Genomic DNA, 14,395 nt, shown 5'->3' on the forward strand with positions numbered 1-14,395 from the left:
GAGCTCGCGTAGTCGGGCTGCGAGGGGTTATCTGAGGATGAGGGTTAGGAGGTGGGGGCCTAGGGATTGGAGGGTGGACTCGTTGAGGTGGTAGGTGACGAAGCGGCCTTGGCGTTCGGCGGTTACGAGGTTGGCTCGGGTGAGGGCTTTGAGGTGGCGGGTTACTTGGGTGGGGTGGAGGTTCCAGAGGGCGGCTATTTCGCCGGCGGTGCGGGGTTCGCTGGCTACGGCTCGGCAGACTTGGAGGCGGTCGGGGGCGGCTAGGGCTTCCAGGCGAGCCTTGACTTGCTGGGCGGTGGGGACGGCGGGGCCGCGGCCGGTGGCGGGATAGATGACGGTGAGGGGTGCGCCGGGGATCTCGCCCAGGAAGAGGTGGGGGGCGATGTGGTTGCTGGGGATGAGCAGCAGGGAGCGGTCGGACAGGTCGATACGTTTGTTCTGGACCTTCTGTACGACGGCGCTGTCGTTGTCGCGGATGTCGATGGAACTGTCCAGCGACTGCAGCATCGCCAGTACGCCGTCTCGCACGGCCAGATCGCGGTCTTGGCGGCCACGGGCGGCCAACGCGTCACGGGACGAGTCCCACACCTCGTGGAACCAGGTGGACCAGCAAGCGTCCAGCAGGTCGAGGAAACGTCGTACCGGCTCGGCAGGTGCATCCAGCAACGACTCAACGAGTGAGGCGACCGCACGGCCACGCGAACGCGACCAGTGCCGTACGGCGTCGAGGTCGACCTCTCGACTGCTGAGTGGACGACCGCGCAGCGGGCGCACGAGCTCAGCGGCCAGGTCTTCGGGAGCACGCGCACGCAGTGCCGCGATCTCGTCGGACCACGACGGCAGTCCGGTCGCGGACGAGGTAGCGAAGAAGCGAGCTCGCACAGCGCGCACGGTCCACGTCCACTGCGACAACTCGTCGCGCAGCGCAGCAGGCAGCGGTACGGCGGCAGCCCAGTCCACCCGACTGTGGTGCCGGGGCTCGGCCAGCACGTGGAGGGCGCAGCCGAGCTCGATGAGGGGTGAGGCGACGTGCCGGATGCGTTCTGGTGCGAGCCGGCTGGCACCTGCGAGGACTGTGGGCACTACTTGAGCTTGAACTGCAGCTCGGTGTCCCAGTCCGCCATGTCTGGCACCTCCCGCGGATCGGACAGGTAGATCTCCAGCCGCGACACCCACTTGTCGCCGTGAGCGTCCCACTCGACGCCCTCGGCCTCACCCCAGGCGAGCAGGTCGCGCGTGGCGTCCAGCAGACCGTCCGGGTGACCATGGTGCGACACAGTGGCGTACCGACCGGCCGGAAGCACGCCAGTGACGATCTCCCCCTCACCGGCATGCAGGTCGTCCACCGGGAAGCCGATCTCCATCACGAGACCGGCTTCCATATCGACCACGTCGTACTTGAAGAACGGTGCGTCGTTCGGCGCGATCTCCCGCGCTGCGAGCCAGCGGATCACCTCGTGCAGCCGGTCGGCGAACGCACTGATGCCGTCCATCGGCACGGTCCCCCGCAGCGCGACGTACGGCCGCTCTGCCAGCTCGACGATCTCCGGCATCACACAGTCCTCCCACTCGGCAACGCGATCAGCCTCAACTTAACGCCTGCAGGATGGCATGCGTGTCCTGATACTCACGCCAGCCCGCGATGAGACCGTCCCGCACCCGCAGTACGCCGACGAATCGCGCCCCGGCTCGTTCACCGGTCACGGGGTGCGCCCCCGCCAGTTCGTACTCCAGCACGGCGACCTCCGGGTCTGTCGTCTCATGCAGGGTCAAGACCGTGAACCGGTCGAGCCGCACCGGGAAAGCCTCCCGCGCGGGCACCGCGTGCGCGAGCCAAGCCTCGCGTCCGTCCCACCGCGCCGGACCGCCGGCCGCGAACGGCGCCTCGATCACCACGTCGTCGGCGAGCAGCGAGTCCATCGCCGCCGGATCACCGGTCCAGCCCTGCCCGAGACTCTCGATGATCGTTCGCAGGTCAGCCATGACAACCTCCAAAGATGAGTGGTCACTCAGGTTGCCTCGACTATAGTGAGTGCTCACTCATATTCCAAGCGGGAGGCCGGATGGCTCTGCGCGCCGACGCAGCACGGAACCGGGCAGCCATCCTGGCCGCCGCCTCCGAAGCCTTTGCCGAACACGGCCCGAAGGCGACCACTGAGCAGGTCGCTCAGCAGGCCGGAGTCGCGGTCGGGACCGTGTTCCGGCACTTCCCGACCAAGGACGACCTACTGGTCGCGATCATGAAGGAATCACTGGAGCGACTCGCCACCCTCGCGGACGAGTCGACGCTGGCCGACTTCTTCAAAGCAGTGGTCGACGAAGCCGCCCGAACCAGAATGGTCGTTACTGCGCTGGGCGAGTCACGCCTCGACATCGGCGACGCCCTGCGCGGACTCACCGACAGCGTCAGCCGGCTGCTCGAGCAGGCGAAGGCCGCCGGTGAGGCCCGGTCCACCATTCAGGTGGACGAGGTGATGGCGCTCCTCACGGCGGCGACCTACGCAGCTCGGCAATCTTCTTGGACGACGGACCTTCGGCAGCGAACGCTGGCCGTCATCCTCCGAGGCCTGCGTTAGCGAGACCACGGCGGCTGGACGGTGCTGCCGTCAGCCATGGTGCCGGTGAAACCGGCGGTGATGACGACCTGAATCTCGGCGTGGCCCTCGCCCAGGTTGGTGATGCCGATGGGCTCACCGGCTGGGACGATCAGGGAGTCACCGGCGGTGAGCTTCTCCCCGTCCGGGGTGATCTGGACAGTGCCGCTGAGGACGACGAAGACCTCGTCCGCGTCCAGGGTGTGCGGTGCGTCGACCACGAACCCGGGATCGACCCGCAACCGCCAGGTGCAGACGCTGGGCGAGCCGAGGCTCGGCGCGGCCTGCACGGTGAACTCGAGTCCGGGTGCCTGCATTTTCGGCGCGTCGGCCGCACGTACGACTGGCATGGAATCCCCTCCGGTATTTAGTCAAGCCAGCTTGACCAAGCTGACTTGACTATCATGACCGGTATGACGGATTTGGGCAAGCTTGATTTCGGGATCCTGCTGTTGCTGGCCGAGCAGGAGTTCGTCCGCGGGCTGCGCGCGTCGACCGCCGAGCAGGGGTTCACCGACCAGGGCAGGTCGGACGGCTTCGTGCTGCGCACACTCGGCGAGGGGCCGACGACGATCAGCGCAATGGCGGAGCGCCTGGAGATCACCAAGCAGGGCGCGAGTCAGCTCGCGGACGACATGGAGCGGCGTGGGTACGTCGAACGCCGCCCCGACCCGTCGGACGCCCGGGTGCGGCTCCTGCACCTGACCGACCGCGGTGAGGCGGCGCTGAAGGCGGCCCGGAAGTACCACCAGGCCTACGAACGCCGGCTGCGCACCCGCTTCGGCGACCAGGCCGTCGACGGACTACGCGACGTACTGGCCGCCATGGCGGGTGAAGCCGAGGTCATCACCCCGCACTTCCGAGCGCTGATGTTCTAGCTGAAGTACTGCGGGAACAGGTCGTTCGTCGGCCAGGTCCGGACGCCGTTGGCGGCCGTCCACATGGCTGCGTCGATATCGCCGTACGACTTGCCGGACGCGTCGTCGCGCCGGTTGAACAGCACTGCCCAGCTCATACCGTTGTACGTGCGCACCAGCAGCGTGGACGTGCCCGGCATGCTCCCGGTGTGCCAGGTGTTGCGACCGGTACCACCTGTCGTGACCGGACGCACATGCCACCCCAGGCCGTAGTACCAGCCACCGGGATCCATACCGGTCTCCGGCTTCGACCAGACCCGACCCAGCGACGTACTGTTCAGCACTGCGCTCGGTGCGTCGAACATCTTCGCCCACCGGACCAGATCCGGCGCACTGGCGATCCAGCCGCCGTTGGCATCCTGCGTGCGCATGCTGAACGTCCCGTACGGCGCTGCGACCGTCGAGCCGGTGTTGTTGAGCACCGTCTTGCCGGTGTACTGCGATTCGTACGACATCTCACCGGTGTGCTTGGCAATGCTCCAGCCGAGCGCCATCCGCTTGATCTTGAGCGGGGCCAGCAGCTTCTGCTTGACGTAGGCCTCGTAGCTCAGCCCGGACACCTTCTCGATGACGCGGCCGGCCAGCAGGTATCCGAAGTTCGAGTACGAGTACTTCGTCCCCGGCGCGACGTCGAGCTTCTGGCTCTTCATGTACTTGATGACGTCCGCGTGCTTCAGCTCCATCGGTACGCCGAGCGCCTGCGCGATCGCCGCGTCCTTGAAGTTCGGGTCACCGGAGACAGCACGGTCCCAACCGCCCAGGTGCTGCAGCAGCCGCCAGAGCGTGATGTTCGACCAGCGCGGATCGACGGGCGCGGTGATGCCGAGGATGTCGACGACCTTCGAGGCGAGCTTCAGCTTGCCGTCCTGCTCGAGGCGCAGGATCGCGGCGGCCGTCAACGACTTCGACAGGCTCGCGATCCGGAAGAGAGACGTCGGCTGGACGACGGTCGCGCTGGCACTGTAGCCGCGGGCAAGCACCAACCGGCCCTTGTAGGTAACGGCGAGCTGACCGGCTGTCACCCCACGCGCCTGCATGAACGTCTTCATCTGGTTGTCGAACCCGGCCAGTGCGGGGACCGCGGTCCCGGTCACCTTCCAGGTCGCGGCGTCGGCCGCGACCCCTACCGCGACTCCGATCCCGGCGGCCGCTCCGGTCGCGACGGTGAGTTTCCCGAGATTCCGGCGGGACAGTTCCACAGAGGTGACTCCTTCAATGGCAGGCGGATGCCATCGAACCCTATAAACCCGTCGGTCCATTAGCGTGCAGAGGGTGAAGAAGACAGCCACCGCACTGGCCACAGCCGTCGCTCTCCTGGCCGCCGTCCAGCCTGCAGCAGCCGGTACGCCGGACGCCGGGCTGGCGCGCGACTCGGTGCGGACCGGCCCGTCCGGGGTGCCGTTCTACATGGTGATGATCGACCGGTTCGCGAACGGTGATCCGGGCAACGATCGCGGCGGCATACCGGGTGATCGACTGGTGAACGGCTTCGACCCGACCGATAAGCAGTTCTTCCACGGTGGCGACCTGAGCGGTCTAAGCGGCAAGGTGGATTACCTGGCCGGGCTCGGGGTGAAGGCGGTCTGGGTGAATCCGCCGTTCCGCAATCGCTGGGTCGTCGACTTCGGCGCGGGCGGCGCCTTCGCGGCGTACCACGGGTATGCGATCACCGACTTCACCAGCTTCGACCCGCACTTCGGGACGGCGGCGGAGATGCGGGCGTTCGTCGACAAGGCGCATGCGCGCGGGATCAGGGTGTTCTTCGACATCACCGCGGGCTATACCGCCGACGAGATCACCTTCGACGGAGCACATCCGTACAAGACGCTCGCGGAAACGCCGTACCGGGATGCCGATGGCAAGCCGTTCGACATCAAGGCGGTCGCGGGCCGGCCGGACTTCCCGAAGCTCTCGGTCGAGAATTCCTTTCCGTACAAGCCGATCGTCAGCCACCCGACGCTGAAGAAGCCGGACTGGCTGAACGATCCGACGCTCTATCACAACCGCGGCGAGGCGACCGTGTTCGAAGGTGAGCAGCTCGAGTACGGCGACTTCTTCGGGCTCGACGACCTGATGACCGAGCACCCGCGCGTGGTCGCCGGGATGGAGCAGATCTACTCGTCGTGGATCGACACGATGAACATCGACGGTTATCGCGTCGACACCACCAAGCATGTGAACGACGAGTTCTGGCAGGCGTTCGCACCGGCGATCCAGCGGCATGCCGTTGCCCAGGGCAAGAAAGACTTCTTCGTGTTCGGTGAGGTCTACAGCGGCGACCCGCTGCTCACGTCGCACTACACGACGGACGCGAAGATGCCCGCCGTACTGGACTTTCCGTTCCAGGGTGCGGCGCGGTCGTTCCTTGCGGGGAAGGGTGCGGCGGACCTGGGTCGCGTTGCGGACGCCGATGATCTCTACACCGATGCGGACTCGAATGCGTACTCGCTGACCACGTTCGTCGGGAACCACGACATGGGCCGGCTGTCGACGATGCTGAAACAGGATCGGCCGGGGATGACCGAGCAGGAATGGCTGGCCCGCGTGAAGCTCGGGAACGAACTGCTGTACCTTTGGCGCGGGAATCCGGTCGTGTACTACGGCGACGAACAGGGTTTCGCCGGGGTCGCGGGTGATGCGGAGGCGCGGCAGGACATGTTCCCGTCGAAGGTGCCGGACTTCGTCGACCAGGACCAGGTCGGCACCGACCGGACACCAGGCGACGGCAACTTCGACCCGAATCACCCGCTGTACAAGCAGTTGGCCGAGCTCGCGCATTTCACCGCCGCCGACCCGGTCTGGAAGCGCGGCAACCAGGTACTGCGACTGAGCGATGGTGACGTGGTCGCGTTCAGCCGGATCGATCGCGAGTCCGGTCGCGAATACGTCGTCGCCGCCAACGCATCCACGGTCGCTCGAACCGTGGACGTACCGGTAGGGGCGGCCGGACGGTACGACCGCATCCGACCGCAGGTCACCGTGGCGAGCGTCGGCCAAGCGCCCAGCTCGGTGGTCGGAGACGGCAAGCTCCAGCTGACGATTCCACCCCTCAGCACAGTCGTCTACCGCAGCACCAAGGCACTGCCGCCGGCCCCCACCGGCCCTCGACCGACACTTGCCCTTGGCAACAACACGACCGACGGTCGCACCGCGCTGATCGCCGGCGTGCCCGATCAGCCTTACGCCCAAGCCACGTTCGCGGCCCGCGTCAACGGCCGGTGGCAGATCCTCGGCACCGACGACGCAGCGCCGTACCGGATCTACACCAAGACCAAAGCCACGCAGTACCGCGTCGTGGTGAAGGATCGCCAGGGCCGGATCGGCTCTGCGGAGCTACGCCCCTGATTCCGGGCGCAACCCGTCCAGGATCAGCGCGAGCATCCGCGGCGACCGCTCGTCGGACGCCCGCCAGAGCGCGGCGGTCAGCGCGAGGAAATCGCCCGCGTCGGCATCGGCGCGGATCGTCCCGTCGCGCTGCCCGGCCTCGATGAGCGTGGTGATCGCGCCGATCACCGGCTCGTAGGTCTGCTCGGTGATCGCCTGCTGCGTGGCCGGGCCGAGAGCGTCACCCAAGCCGTGCTTCCGGCGCATCGCATCGACCAGCCCGGTGGTCCATTGCCGGAGCGCTTCCAGCGGTGGCAGCTCGGCCAGCAACTCCGGCACCGCGCTGAGGATGCGCTCCACCTCGTCCTGGTAGACGGCGAACACCAGCGCCTCCCGGGTGGGGAAGTTCCGGTACAGCGTGCCGGCGCCGACCCCGGCGCGCTGGGCGACCTGGTTCATCGAGGTGGATCCGTCGTCGAGGAAGGCCGCGCGAGCCGCCGCGAGGATGCGTTCCCGGTTCTCCCGAGCGTCCGAACGAACCACAAGACTCCCCATCTTGATAAGTGGAGAGCTCTCCACTACCGTATCTGGAGAACTCTCCACATAGCTTAGAGGAGCATCATGAGGACGGACAAGGTTTTGGTGACCGGCGGGTCGGGGTTCATCGCCGGCTGGTGTGTGCTGGCCCTGCTGGAGGCTGGGTACGACGTCCGGACGACGGTACGCCGTCTCGACCGCGCGATCGCATTGCGCGCTCAGTTGCACGCGGCGACCGACTTCGAGGACGCCCGGCTGAGCGTCGTACAGGCGGATCTGCAGAGCGACGACGGCTGGGCGGACGCGGTGGCAGGTTGCGAGTACGTGCTGCACGTTGCCTCGCCGACTCTGCGCAGTACGCCGGAGAGCGAGGAGTCGATGGTTTCCGCGGCTCGGGACGGCGTACTGCGGGTCCTGCGGGCCGCTCGCGATGCGGGGGTCCGCCGGGTGGTGCTGACCAGCGCGTTCGGAGCGATCGGCTACGGGCATCCGCGACGGTCGACGCCGTTCACCGAGGCGGACTGGTCGAACGTCGACGCCGGCATCCCGCCGTACCAGAAGTCGAAGACGCTCGCCGAGCGTGCGGCCTGGCAGTTCATCGAGGAGCAGGGCAACGGTCTCGAACTCGCGGCCGTGCATCCGACCGCCGTTCTCGGCCCGGTCCTCGGCCCGGACGATCCGCCCTCGTTGCGGAACATCCGCGCCATGCTCGAAGGTGTCTTGCCGGCCTGCCCGCCGTTCGCGACCAGCTGGGTCGACGTCCGCGACGTGGCGGACCTGCACCTGCGTGCGATGACCGACCCAGCCGCGGCCGGCGAACGCTGGCTCGCCTCCGCCGGTCCGAGCCTGCGCATCGTCGAGGTCGCCCGCATCCTGCGCGCACGGCTCGGGGACCGCGCGGCACAGGCCCCGAGCCGCGAGCTGCCACTCCCCCTCGCGCGCGTCCTCGCCCGGTTCGGCGGCCCGCTGCGCGCACTCCGGCCGCAGCTCGGTCAGGACTTCAACGCCACCAGCGCCAAGGCGGAGCGGCTCCTGGGCTGGCGGTCACGCCCGATCGAGGACACGATCGCCGAGACCGCCGAAAGCCTGCTCAGCCACGGAATCGGTCAGGACTCGTCGACCACCGCGGCGTAGGCGATGACTCCGCGGCGGATCTGCTCGACCACCTGGCGGGCGGTGTGGCGGAGCGGGGTGTCCCCGGCCGCGTCGGCCACCTGTTCGGTGAGGTCGATCAGCTGCTTGGTCCAGCGGACGAAGTCACCGGCCGCCAGGTCCGACTCGTAGAGGACCTCGGCCAGCGATGCACCGGCCGACCAGCGGAAGGCCGGCCAGCAGAAGCCGAGGTCCATCGAGCGCAGGAAGTCGACGCGCATGTCCCGCTCCAGCGCCGACAGCTCGCGCCAGATCTGGCCCATCTTCTCCAGCGCCGGGCGGACGTCGCCGCGTGGTAGCCGGGGCGAGGTGGGCTCGTCCTTGGAGCGTGATTCGTAGACGAGCGCAGCCAATGCGGCTGCCAGCTCGGGCACGGTGAGGTCGTCGAACACGCCTTGCCGCAGGCACTCGGCCGCGACCAGGTCGAGCTCGGTGTAGATCCGCGCCAGCCGGTCGCCGGCCTCGGTGGTCTTGTCGCCGTCGAGGTAGTGCAGGGCGTCGAGCACCTGGCAGACCCGGTCGAACTGGCGGGCGATCGTGTTCGTCCGCTGCTCGATCTTGCGCTGGACATCACGGTTCTCCCGGTCGAGCCGGAAGTACCGCTCGGCCCAGCGGGCGTGGTCCTCGCGGTCGGAGCAGCCGTGGCACGGGTGTGCGCGCAGCTCCGCCCGCATCTCCTGCAGCTCCGGGTCGTCCGCGTGGCTGACGACATCGCGGCCGCGGGTGCGCGACGGCGGTCCGTCCTCGCCGAGCATGTCGGTGCGAACCCGCAGCACCTGCGCCAGCTCACGCCGCTGCTGCGGATTGCGGGCGTTGAACTTCTTCGGGATCCGCAGCGAGCTGATCGCCTCGACCGGGGTCGGGAAGTCGATCATCGACAGCTTCCGCACCTGCCGGTCCAGCGTCAGCACGGTCGGCCGCGGTCCTTCGCGCTCCGACCGCATGCCCGCGTCGAGGACCAGCGCCCAGCCCGCGCTGCGGCCGGCCAGGATCCGGATCACGTCGCCCATCTTCAGCTTCTCGATCGACTCCTGCGCCTCGACCCGGCGGTCCTGCTTGCGCGCCTTGGACCCCGAGGACTCCCGATCCCCGATCCGGCGGCGGAGAGCGGCGTACTCGAGGAAGTCACCGAGGTGGCAGTCGATCGACTCCTTGTAGCCCTCGAGCGCCTCGGTGTTGCGCTGCACCTGGCGCGCGAGCCCGACCACGGCCTGGTCGGACTGGAACTGCGCGAACGACAGCTCGAGCATGTCGCGCGCACGCGTCCGCCCGACCTGGCGGACCAGGTTCACGGCCATGTTGTACGACGGGGAGAACGACGACCGCAGCGGATAGGTACGAGTGGACGCAAGCCCGGCGACCGCCCGCGGATCGAACCCGGGCTGCCACAGCACGACCGCATGTCCCTCGACATCGATCCCGCGCCGCCCAGCCCGCCCGGTGAGCTGCGTGTACTCCCCCGGGGTGATGTCGACGTGCGCCTCACCGTTCCACTTGCTCAACTTCTCCAGTACGACGGTGCGCGCCGGCATGTTGATGCCCAAGGCAAGCGTCTCGGTCGCGAACACGACCTTGATCAGCCCGCGCGCGAACAACTCCTCGACGACCTCCTTGAACGCCGCCAGCATGCCCGCGTGGTGCGCCGCGATCCCGCGGCTGAGCGCCTCGGAGAAGTCGTGGTACCCAAGCACGCCGAGGTCCTCGTCCGGCAGGTCGACGGTCCGCTCGGCCAGCACCCGCTTGATCTCGTCGCGCTCGGACGGCTTGGTCAGCCGCAGGCCGGAGCGCAGGCACTGCAGCATCGCGTCCTCGCAGCCCTTGCGCGAGAAGATGAAGAAGATCGCCGGCAGCAGCGCGCCCGCGTCCAGCTCCTCCACAACATCGGACCGGTACGGCGTGAAGTGCGAGCGCTGCGGGCGGTTCTTCGGCAGGTCGCGACGCCGACGCGGCTTGCGCGAATCGTCGCGGAAGATCCGGTTGTCGTCGCGAGCGATCTTGACCAGCTGCGGATTCACCAGATCACGCAGATCGGTGGCAGTGCCCTGGCCCGCTGCCTTGGCCGGGTTCCCCGAGCGATTCGGACGGCCGGCCGACGGACCGAACTGCGCCTGCACGCCCGCACCGGCGGTCGGCGTCTCACCGGCGAACAGGTCGTGCAGCCGCTTCCCGACCATCACATGCTGGAACAGCGGCACCGGCCGCTTCTCTTCCAGCACGACGACCGTGTTACCGCGAACGGTCGCCAGCCAGTCGCCGAACTCCTCGGCATTGCTGACGGTCGCGGACAGCGACACCACCGACACCGAGTCCGGCAGGTGGATGATCACTTCCTCCCAGACCGCACCGCGAGCCCGGTCGGCCAGGTAGTGCACCTCGTCCATCACGACGTACGACAGGCCGAGCAGTGTCCGAGAACCGGCGTACAGCATGTTCCTGAGGACCTCGGTCGTCATCACGACGATCGGGGCCTCGGAGTTGACCGAGTTGTCCCCGGTCAGCAGTCCGACCTGATCCGCGCCGTACCGGCTGACGAGATCGGCGTACTTCTGGTTGCTCAGGGCCTTGATCGGTGTCGTGTAGAAGCACTTCTGACCCCGCTGCAACGCCAGATGCACGGCGAACTCGCCGACCAGCGTCTTCCCGGACCCGGTCGGCGCGGCCACCAGGACCTGGTGGCCGTCCTCCAACGCTGCGCAGGCGCGGAGCTGGAACTCGTCCAGTGCGAAGTCATACAGCCCGCGGAACTCCTTCACCGCAGGATGCTCCTGGTCCGAGCGGAAAGTTGCGTACTTCTCGGACGGGGTGCTCATGGCTACACACTATTCGACGGCTCCCCCAAAAACCCCACGCCCAACAAATCACACGCAGCCCTCACGGTCAGGCGACGCGGTCAGCCGATGTGGTAGCTGTCGCCGTAGACCTTCCAGTCCAGCGGGGTGTTGAGGTCGAGGTTGCCGTTGCGGAGCCAGACGCGCTGCGCGGTGTCGACGCGGCTGGTGTCGCTGTGGGCCTCTTCCTGCTTCATGGCCCAGACCCGGGCGTCCAGGAAGGCGTTCAGCCAGGTGGTCTCGTTACCGCCCTGCGCCGGCGGCTTCGCCTTGCCGAGAGCGCGCTTGCGAATGTTCCGGAAGCTGGTCGAGTCGCCGCCGTCGCCGTGCATGACGATGGCGTCGTAGTAGGCGAACTGGCCGAGGGCGCGGACGCCGTCGGACTTGCCCTGGGAGACGGCCGGCCGGAAGTAGACCCGGTCGCGCTCGTCGTTCTGGCACTGCTGGAAGACGGTGTCCTTGGCGGCCGTCGCCCAGTCCCTGGTGTAGTTCGGGTCGAGCCCTTCGTGCGAGTCGCTGCCGTCCACCTCGCGGAGCGCCGGGAGGTACTTCTGCAGGATGTTGCCGGCCTTGCGCTGCGAGTACAGCTCGACCAGCTCGAGCATGTCGTGGGTACCCGAGCAGAACCCGATGATGCCCGCGGTGTAGCCACGGCCGTCGTCGATGTCCTCGATGTACTTGTAGTAGTTCTTCCAGTTCAGCGACGAGTTCTCCGCGCTGCAGACGACCTTCATCGCGATCTCCTTCTTCGCGGGATCGTCGAGGTTGACCGCCTGCACGGCGGCGTCGGCCGAGGATGCGTAGCGGGTGACCAGAGCGGTGGCCGGGACGGCGGCGAGGCCGAGACCGAGCAGCAGCGTGCTCCGGCGAGTGGGGCGGTACTCCATGTCTTCCTCCGAGGGGGCGTCCGGAAGTGAACTTAACTGATAGGAAGCTTTACTATCAGATGGAGTGCAGAGCTGAAAACACTTCAGCTCCAAATATTTCTTCGATCAGGCGCAGTTCGGATCAGGCGAAGACCGACAGCGCGCCCGGCGCGATCGTGACGTTGACCGGGAGCGGGCCCAACGGCTCACCATCGGCGTACGCCGTGATGCCGGGCGACTCGATCCGCACCGAGCGGCCGCGGAGTGCGCGGACCATCGGGTGCCCGACATGGGTGCCCTTGGACAGCTTCGGGAACAGCTGCAGCAACGTCAGCCGCGACACCGGCTGGATGATCGTGATGTCGAGCAGCCCGTCGTCGATGACCGCCCCGGCGCAGATCTGCAGTCCCCCGCCGTACGTCGGGCCGGTGCCGACCGCGACCAGCATCGCCGACGTCTCGATCACCTCGTCGTCGACCGTGACGACGTACTGGAGGGGTTTGAAGGTGCGCAGCTCGGCCAGTGTGGCGACCGTGTACCGGGAGTTGCCCTTGGGCCACGTCATCGCGTTGGCGCGCTTGTTCACCAGCGAGTCGAAGCCGCCGGCCACGACCGTGGTGATGAACTCATCCTTCGCGACGGCGAGGTCGACCGTGCGGATGTTGCCGGCCACGATCAGATCGGCCGCCGCGGTCGGATCCTTCAACGGCAGGCCGAGACCGCGAGCGAAGTCGTTGCCGGTCCCGGCCGGGATCACGCCGAACGGCATCCCCGACTTGGCCAGCACCTGAGCCCCGAGATGGATCGTGCCGTCACCACCGACCAGCGCGACCGCGTCCGCACCGGAGGCGATCACCTCGGCCGAGATCCGGCCGACATCCTCGGCGCAGGTCGTCTGGTAGCTCTCGACCGTCAGACCGGCCGATTCCAGCCGTGCCTGGACGACCGGAGCCACCCGGGCACCCAGTCCTCTGCCGCTGGTGGGGTTCACCACCAGCGCGATCTTGCGGGTCATCAGGCTTCCAGCAGTTCGTCGTTCTTGCGCCGCCGCCGGCGGTCGTTCAGCCGGGCGACGATCTCGGCGCCGAAGAACAGCAGACACATCGGCACGGCCAGGAACATCAGCGAGAACGGGTCACCCGACGGGGTCGCGATCGCGCCGAAGAGGAAGATCGACAAGATGATGTACGGCCGGAACTTCGCCAGCGCCGTCGCGGGGACGATGCCGAGGATGTTCAGCAGCACCACCACCAGCGGCAGCAGGAACGCGATCCCGAACACCAGCATCGTGCGCAGCACGAAGTCCAGGTACTCCGGCAGGGTGATCAGGTTCTGGGCGAAGCTCGGGGTGAAGCCGATCAGGATCTCGATGCCCTTGGGCAGTGTCCAGTAGGCGACCCAGATGCCGGCCGCGAACAGCGGGGTGGCGATCGCGGCGAACAGGTACGCCCACTTCTTCTCACTGCGGTGCAGCCCGGGCGCGATGAACGCCCACAGCTGGTACAGCCAGACCGGGCTGGACAGGATCAGGCCGAACACCATCGAGATCTTGATCTGGAAGGTGAACGGCGAGGTCACCGAGTTGAAGGTGAGCTCCGGCCGCTTACCGCCGTTGTTACTGGCGATCAGGTCGGCGACGCCTTCGTCGAAGGGCTTCTTCAGGAACGCCAGCGCGTGGTCGTAGAAGATGTAGCCGAGGATCGACATCAGCACGATCGCGAGCACCGCGATGGCCAGCCGGTTGCGGAGCTCGGTGATGTGCTCGCGCAGGGTCATCCGACCCTCTTCGTCCTTCGGGCGGCGCTCCTTCTTCTCCTTGCGTCGCCCGAACCTCACCATCGACAAGACGTACTACTCGGCTCAGTTGGCCGTGTGCGGCGGCAGGCCTTCACCGGGCGCCTGGCCGTTGGCCTGGTTCGGCTGGGCCTGGGCCTGGGCCTGCGCCTGCGGGGCCGCCTGCTGCTGCACAGGGGTCTGGGCCGGCGGCGTGCTCGCCTCTCCGGTCAGCTCCGCGTCCTTCTTGCGGGGGCCGACCTCTTCCTCCCAGATCTTCTTCGACTTGCCCAGCTGGCGGACCAGGGCGGGCAGCTTGGTCGATCCGAAGAGCAGGACGACGATCGCGAGGACGACCAGCCACTCTGCGCCCGAGGGCATCGTGATGAGCGGGTTCATGTCGG

15 protein-coding genes are annotated in these 14,395 nt (G+C 67.6%); 4 read left to right on the plus strand and 11 right to left on the minus strand.

Annotated features, from left to right (window positions below; all coding sequences use genetic code 11):
• Positions 1-27: 27 nt before the first annotated feature.
• The 3 genes from ACFTSF_RS25535 to ACFTSF_RS25545 are packed head-to-tail and all read right to left on the minus strand — an operon-like array spanning position 28 to position 1,983.
• A complete protein-coding gene (locus ACFTSF_RS25535; RefSeq protein ID WP_380156164.1) occupies positions 28-1,083 on the minus strand; it encodes a DUF5937 family protein in 1,056 nt (351 codons plus the stop codon).
• Entirely contained in the window at positions 1,083-1,553 is a 471-nt protein-coding gene (locus ACFTSF_RS25540; protein WP_344154554.1) for a GyrI-like domain-containing protein, read from the minus strand. Before ACFTSF_RS25540 ends, ACFTSF_RS25535 begins: the two co-directional genes overlap by 1 nt.
• Positions 1,554-1,587: 34 nt before the next feature.
• Positions 1,588-1,983, minus strand: coding sequence for a nuclear transport factor 2 family protein (locus ACFTSF_RS25545; RefSeq protein WP_380156166.1), 396 nt, complete (start codon positions 1,981-1,983; stop codon positions 1,588-1,590).
• Positions 1,984-2,063: 80 nt separating this feature from the next.
• Here ACFTSF_RS25545 and ACFTSF_RS25550 point away from each other — a divergent pair, with 80 nt between their 5' ends.
• Positions 2,064-2,576 (plus strand): TetR/AcrR family transcriptional regulator, encoded by a 513-nt coding sequence (locus ACFTSF_RS25550; RefSeq protein WP_380156168.1) that lies wholly within the window; start codon positions 2,064-2,066, stop codon positions 2,574-2,576.
• On the opposite strand, the gene ACFTSF_RS25555 is transcribed toward ACFTSF_RS25550, so the two are convergent.
• Positions 2,573-2,944 (minus strand): cupin domain-containing protein, encoded by a 372-nt coding sequence (locus ACFTSF_RS25555; RefSeq protein ID WP_344154545.1) that lies wholly within the window; start codon positions 2,942-2,944, stop codon positions 2,573-2,575. The genes ACFTSF_RS25550 and ACFTSF_RS25555 overlap by 4 nt on opposite strands.
• A gap of 63 nt (positions 2,945-3,007) precedes the next feature.
• Between ACFTSF_RS25555 and ACFTSF_RS25560 the strand changes: the two genes are divergently transcribed.
• On the plus strand, positions 3,008-3,472 hold the full coding sequence (locus tag ACFTSF_RS25560) for a MarR family transcriptional regulator (RefSeq protein ID WP_344154542.1): 465 nt from the start codon (positions 3,008-3,010) through the stop codon (positions 3,470-3,472).
• Here ACFTSF_RS25560 and ACFTSF_RS25565 read toward each other — a convergent pair.
• Entirely contained in the window at positions 3,469-4,710 is a 1,242-nt protein-coding gene (locus ACFTSF_RS25565; protein ID WP_380156171.1) for a serine hydrolase domain-containing protein, read from the minus strand. The genes ACFTSF_RS25560 and ACFTSF_RS25565 overlap by 4 nt on opposite strands.
• A gap of 73 nt (positions 4,711-4,783) precedes the next feature.
• On the opposite strand from ACFTSF_RS25565, the gene ACFTSF_RS25570 reads away from it, so the two are divergent.
• On the plus strand, positions 4,784-6,856 hold the full coding sequence (locus ACFTSF_RS25570; protein WP_380156173.1) for an alpha-amylase family glycosyl hydrolase: 2,073 nt from the start codon (positions 4,784-4,786) through the stop codon (positions 6,854-6,856).
• On the opposite strand, the gene ACFTSF_RS25575 is transcribed toward ACFTSF_RS25570, so the two are convergent.
• Complete coding sequence (locus tag ACFTSF_RS25575) at positions 6,845-7,390, minus strand: TetR/AcrR family transcriptional regulator (protein WP_380156175.1); 546 nt, start codon at positions 7,388-7,390, stop codon at positions 6,845-6,847. The two genes, ACFTSF_RS25570 and ACFTSF_RS25575, sit on opposite strands and share 12 nt — an antisense overlap.
• 66 nt (positions 7,391-7,456) lie before the next feature.
• On the opposite strand from ACFTSF_RS25575, the gene ACFTSF_RS25580 reads away from it, so the two are divergent.
• On the plus strand, positions 7,457-8,506 hold the full coding sequence (locus ACFTSF_RS25580) for an SDR family oxidoreductase (protein WP_380156177.1): 1,050 nt from the start codon (positions 7,457-7,459) through the stop codon (positions 8,504-8,506).
• Here the strand turns inward: ACFTSF_RS25580 and ACFTSF_RS25585 are convergent.
• The 5 genes from ACFTSF_RS25585 to ACFTSF_RS25605 form a co-directional block, all read right to left on the minus strand.
• Entirely contained in the window at positions 8,479-11,334 is a 2,856-nt protein-coding gene (locus tag ACFTSF_RS25585; RefSeq protein ID WP_380156179.1) for a DEAD/DEAH box helicase, read from the minus strand. The two genes, ACFTSF_RS25580 and ACFTSF_RS25585, sit on opposite strands and share 28 nt — an antisense overlap.
• Positions 11,335-11,414: 80 nt before the next feature.
• Positions 11,415-12,239, minus strand: coding sequence for a chitosanase (locus ACFTSF_RS25590; protein ID WP_380156181.1), 825 nt, complete (start codon positions 12,237-12,239; stop codon positions 11,415-11,417).
• A 121-nt stretch (positions 12,240-12,360) separates the two neighbouring features.
• On the minus strand, positions 12,361-13,233 hold the full coding sequence (locus tag ACFTSF_RS25595; protein ID WP_380156183.1) for a diacylglycerol/lipid kinase family protein: 873 nt from the start codon (positions 13,231-13,233) through the stop codon (positions 12,361-12,363).
• Complete coding sequence (tatC, locus tag ACFTSF_RS25600; RefSeq protein WP_344154521.1) at positions 13,233-14,057, minus strand: twin-arginine translocase subunit TatC; 825 nt, start codon at positions 14,055-14,057, stop codon at positions 13,233-13,235. Before tatC ends, ACFTSF_RS25595 begins: the two co-directional genes overlap by 1 nt.
• Before the next feature lie 21 nt (positions 14,058-14,078).
• Positions 14,079-14,390: a twin-arginine translocase TatA/TatE family subunit gene (locus ACFTSF_RS25605; protein WP_380156185.1), complete on the minus strand. Its 312-nt coding sequence runs from the start codon at positions 14,388-14,390 to the stop codon at positions 14,079-14,081.
• Between the last annotated feature and the right edge of the window lie 5 nt (positions 14,391-14,395).

Source organism: Kribbella sp. NPDC056951 (genome assembly GCF_042674205.1).
GTDB lineage: Bacteria > Actinomycetota > Actinomycetes > Propionibacteriales > Kribbellaceae > Kribbella > Kribbella yunnanensis.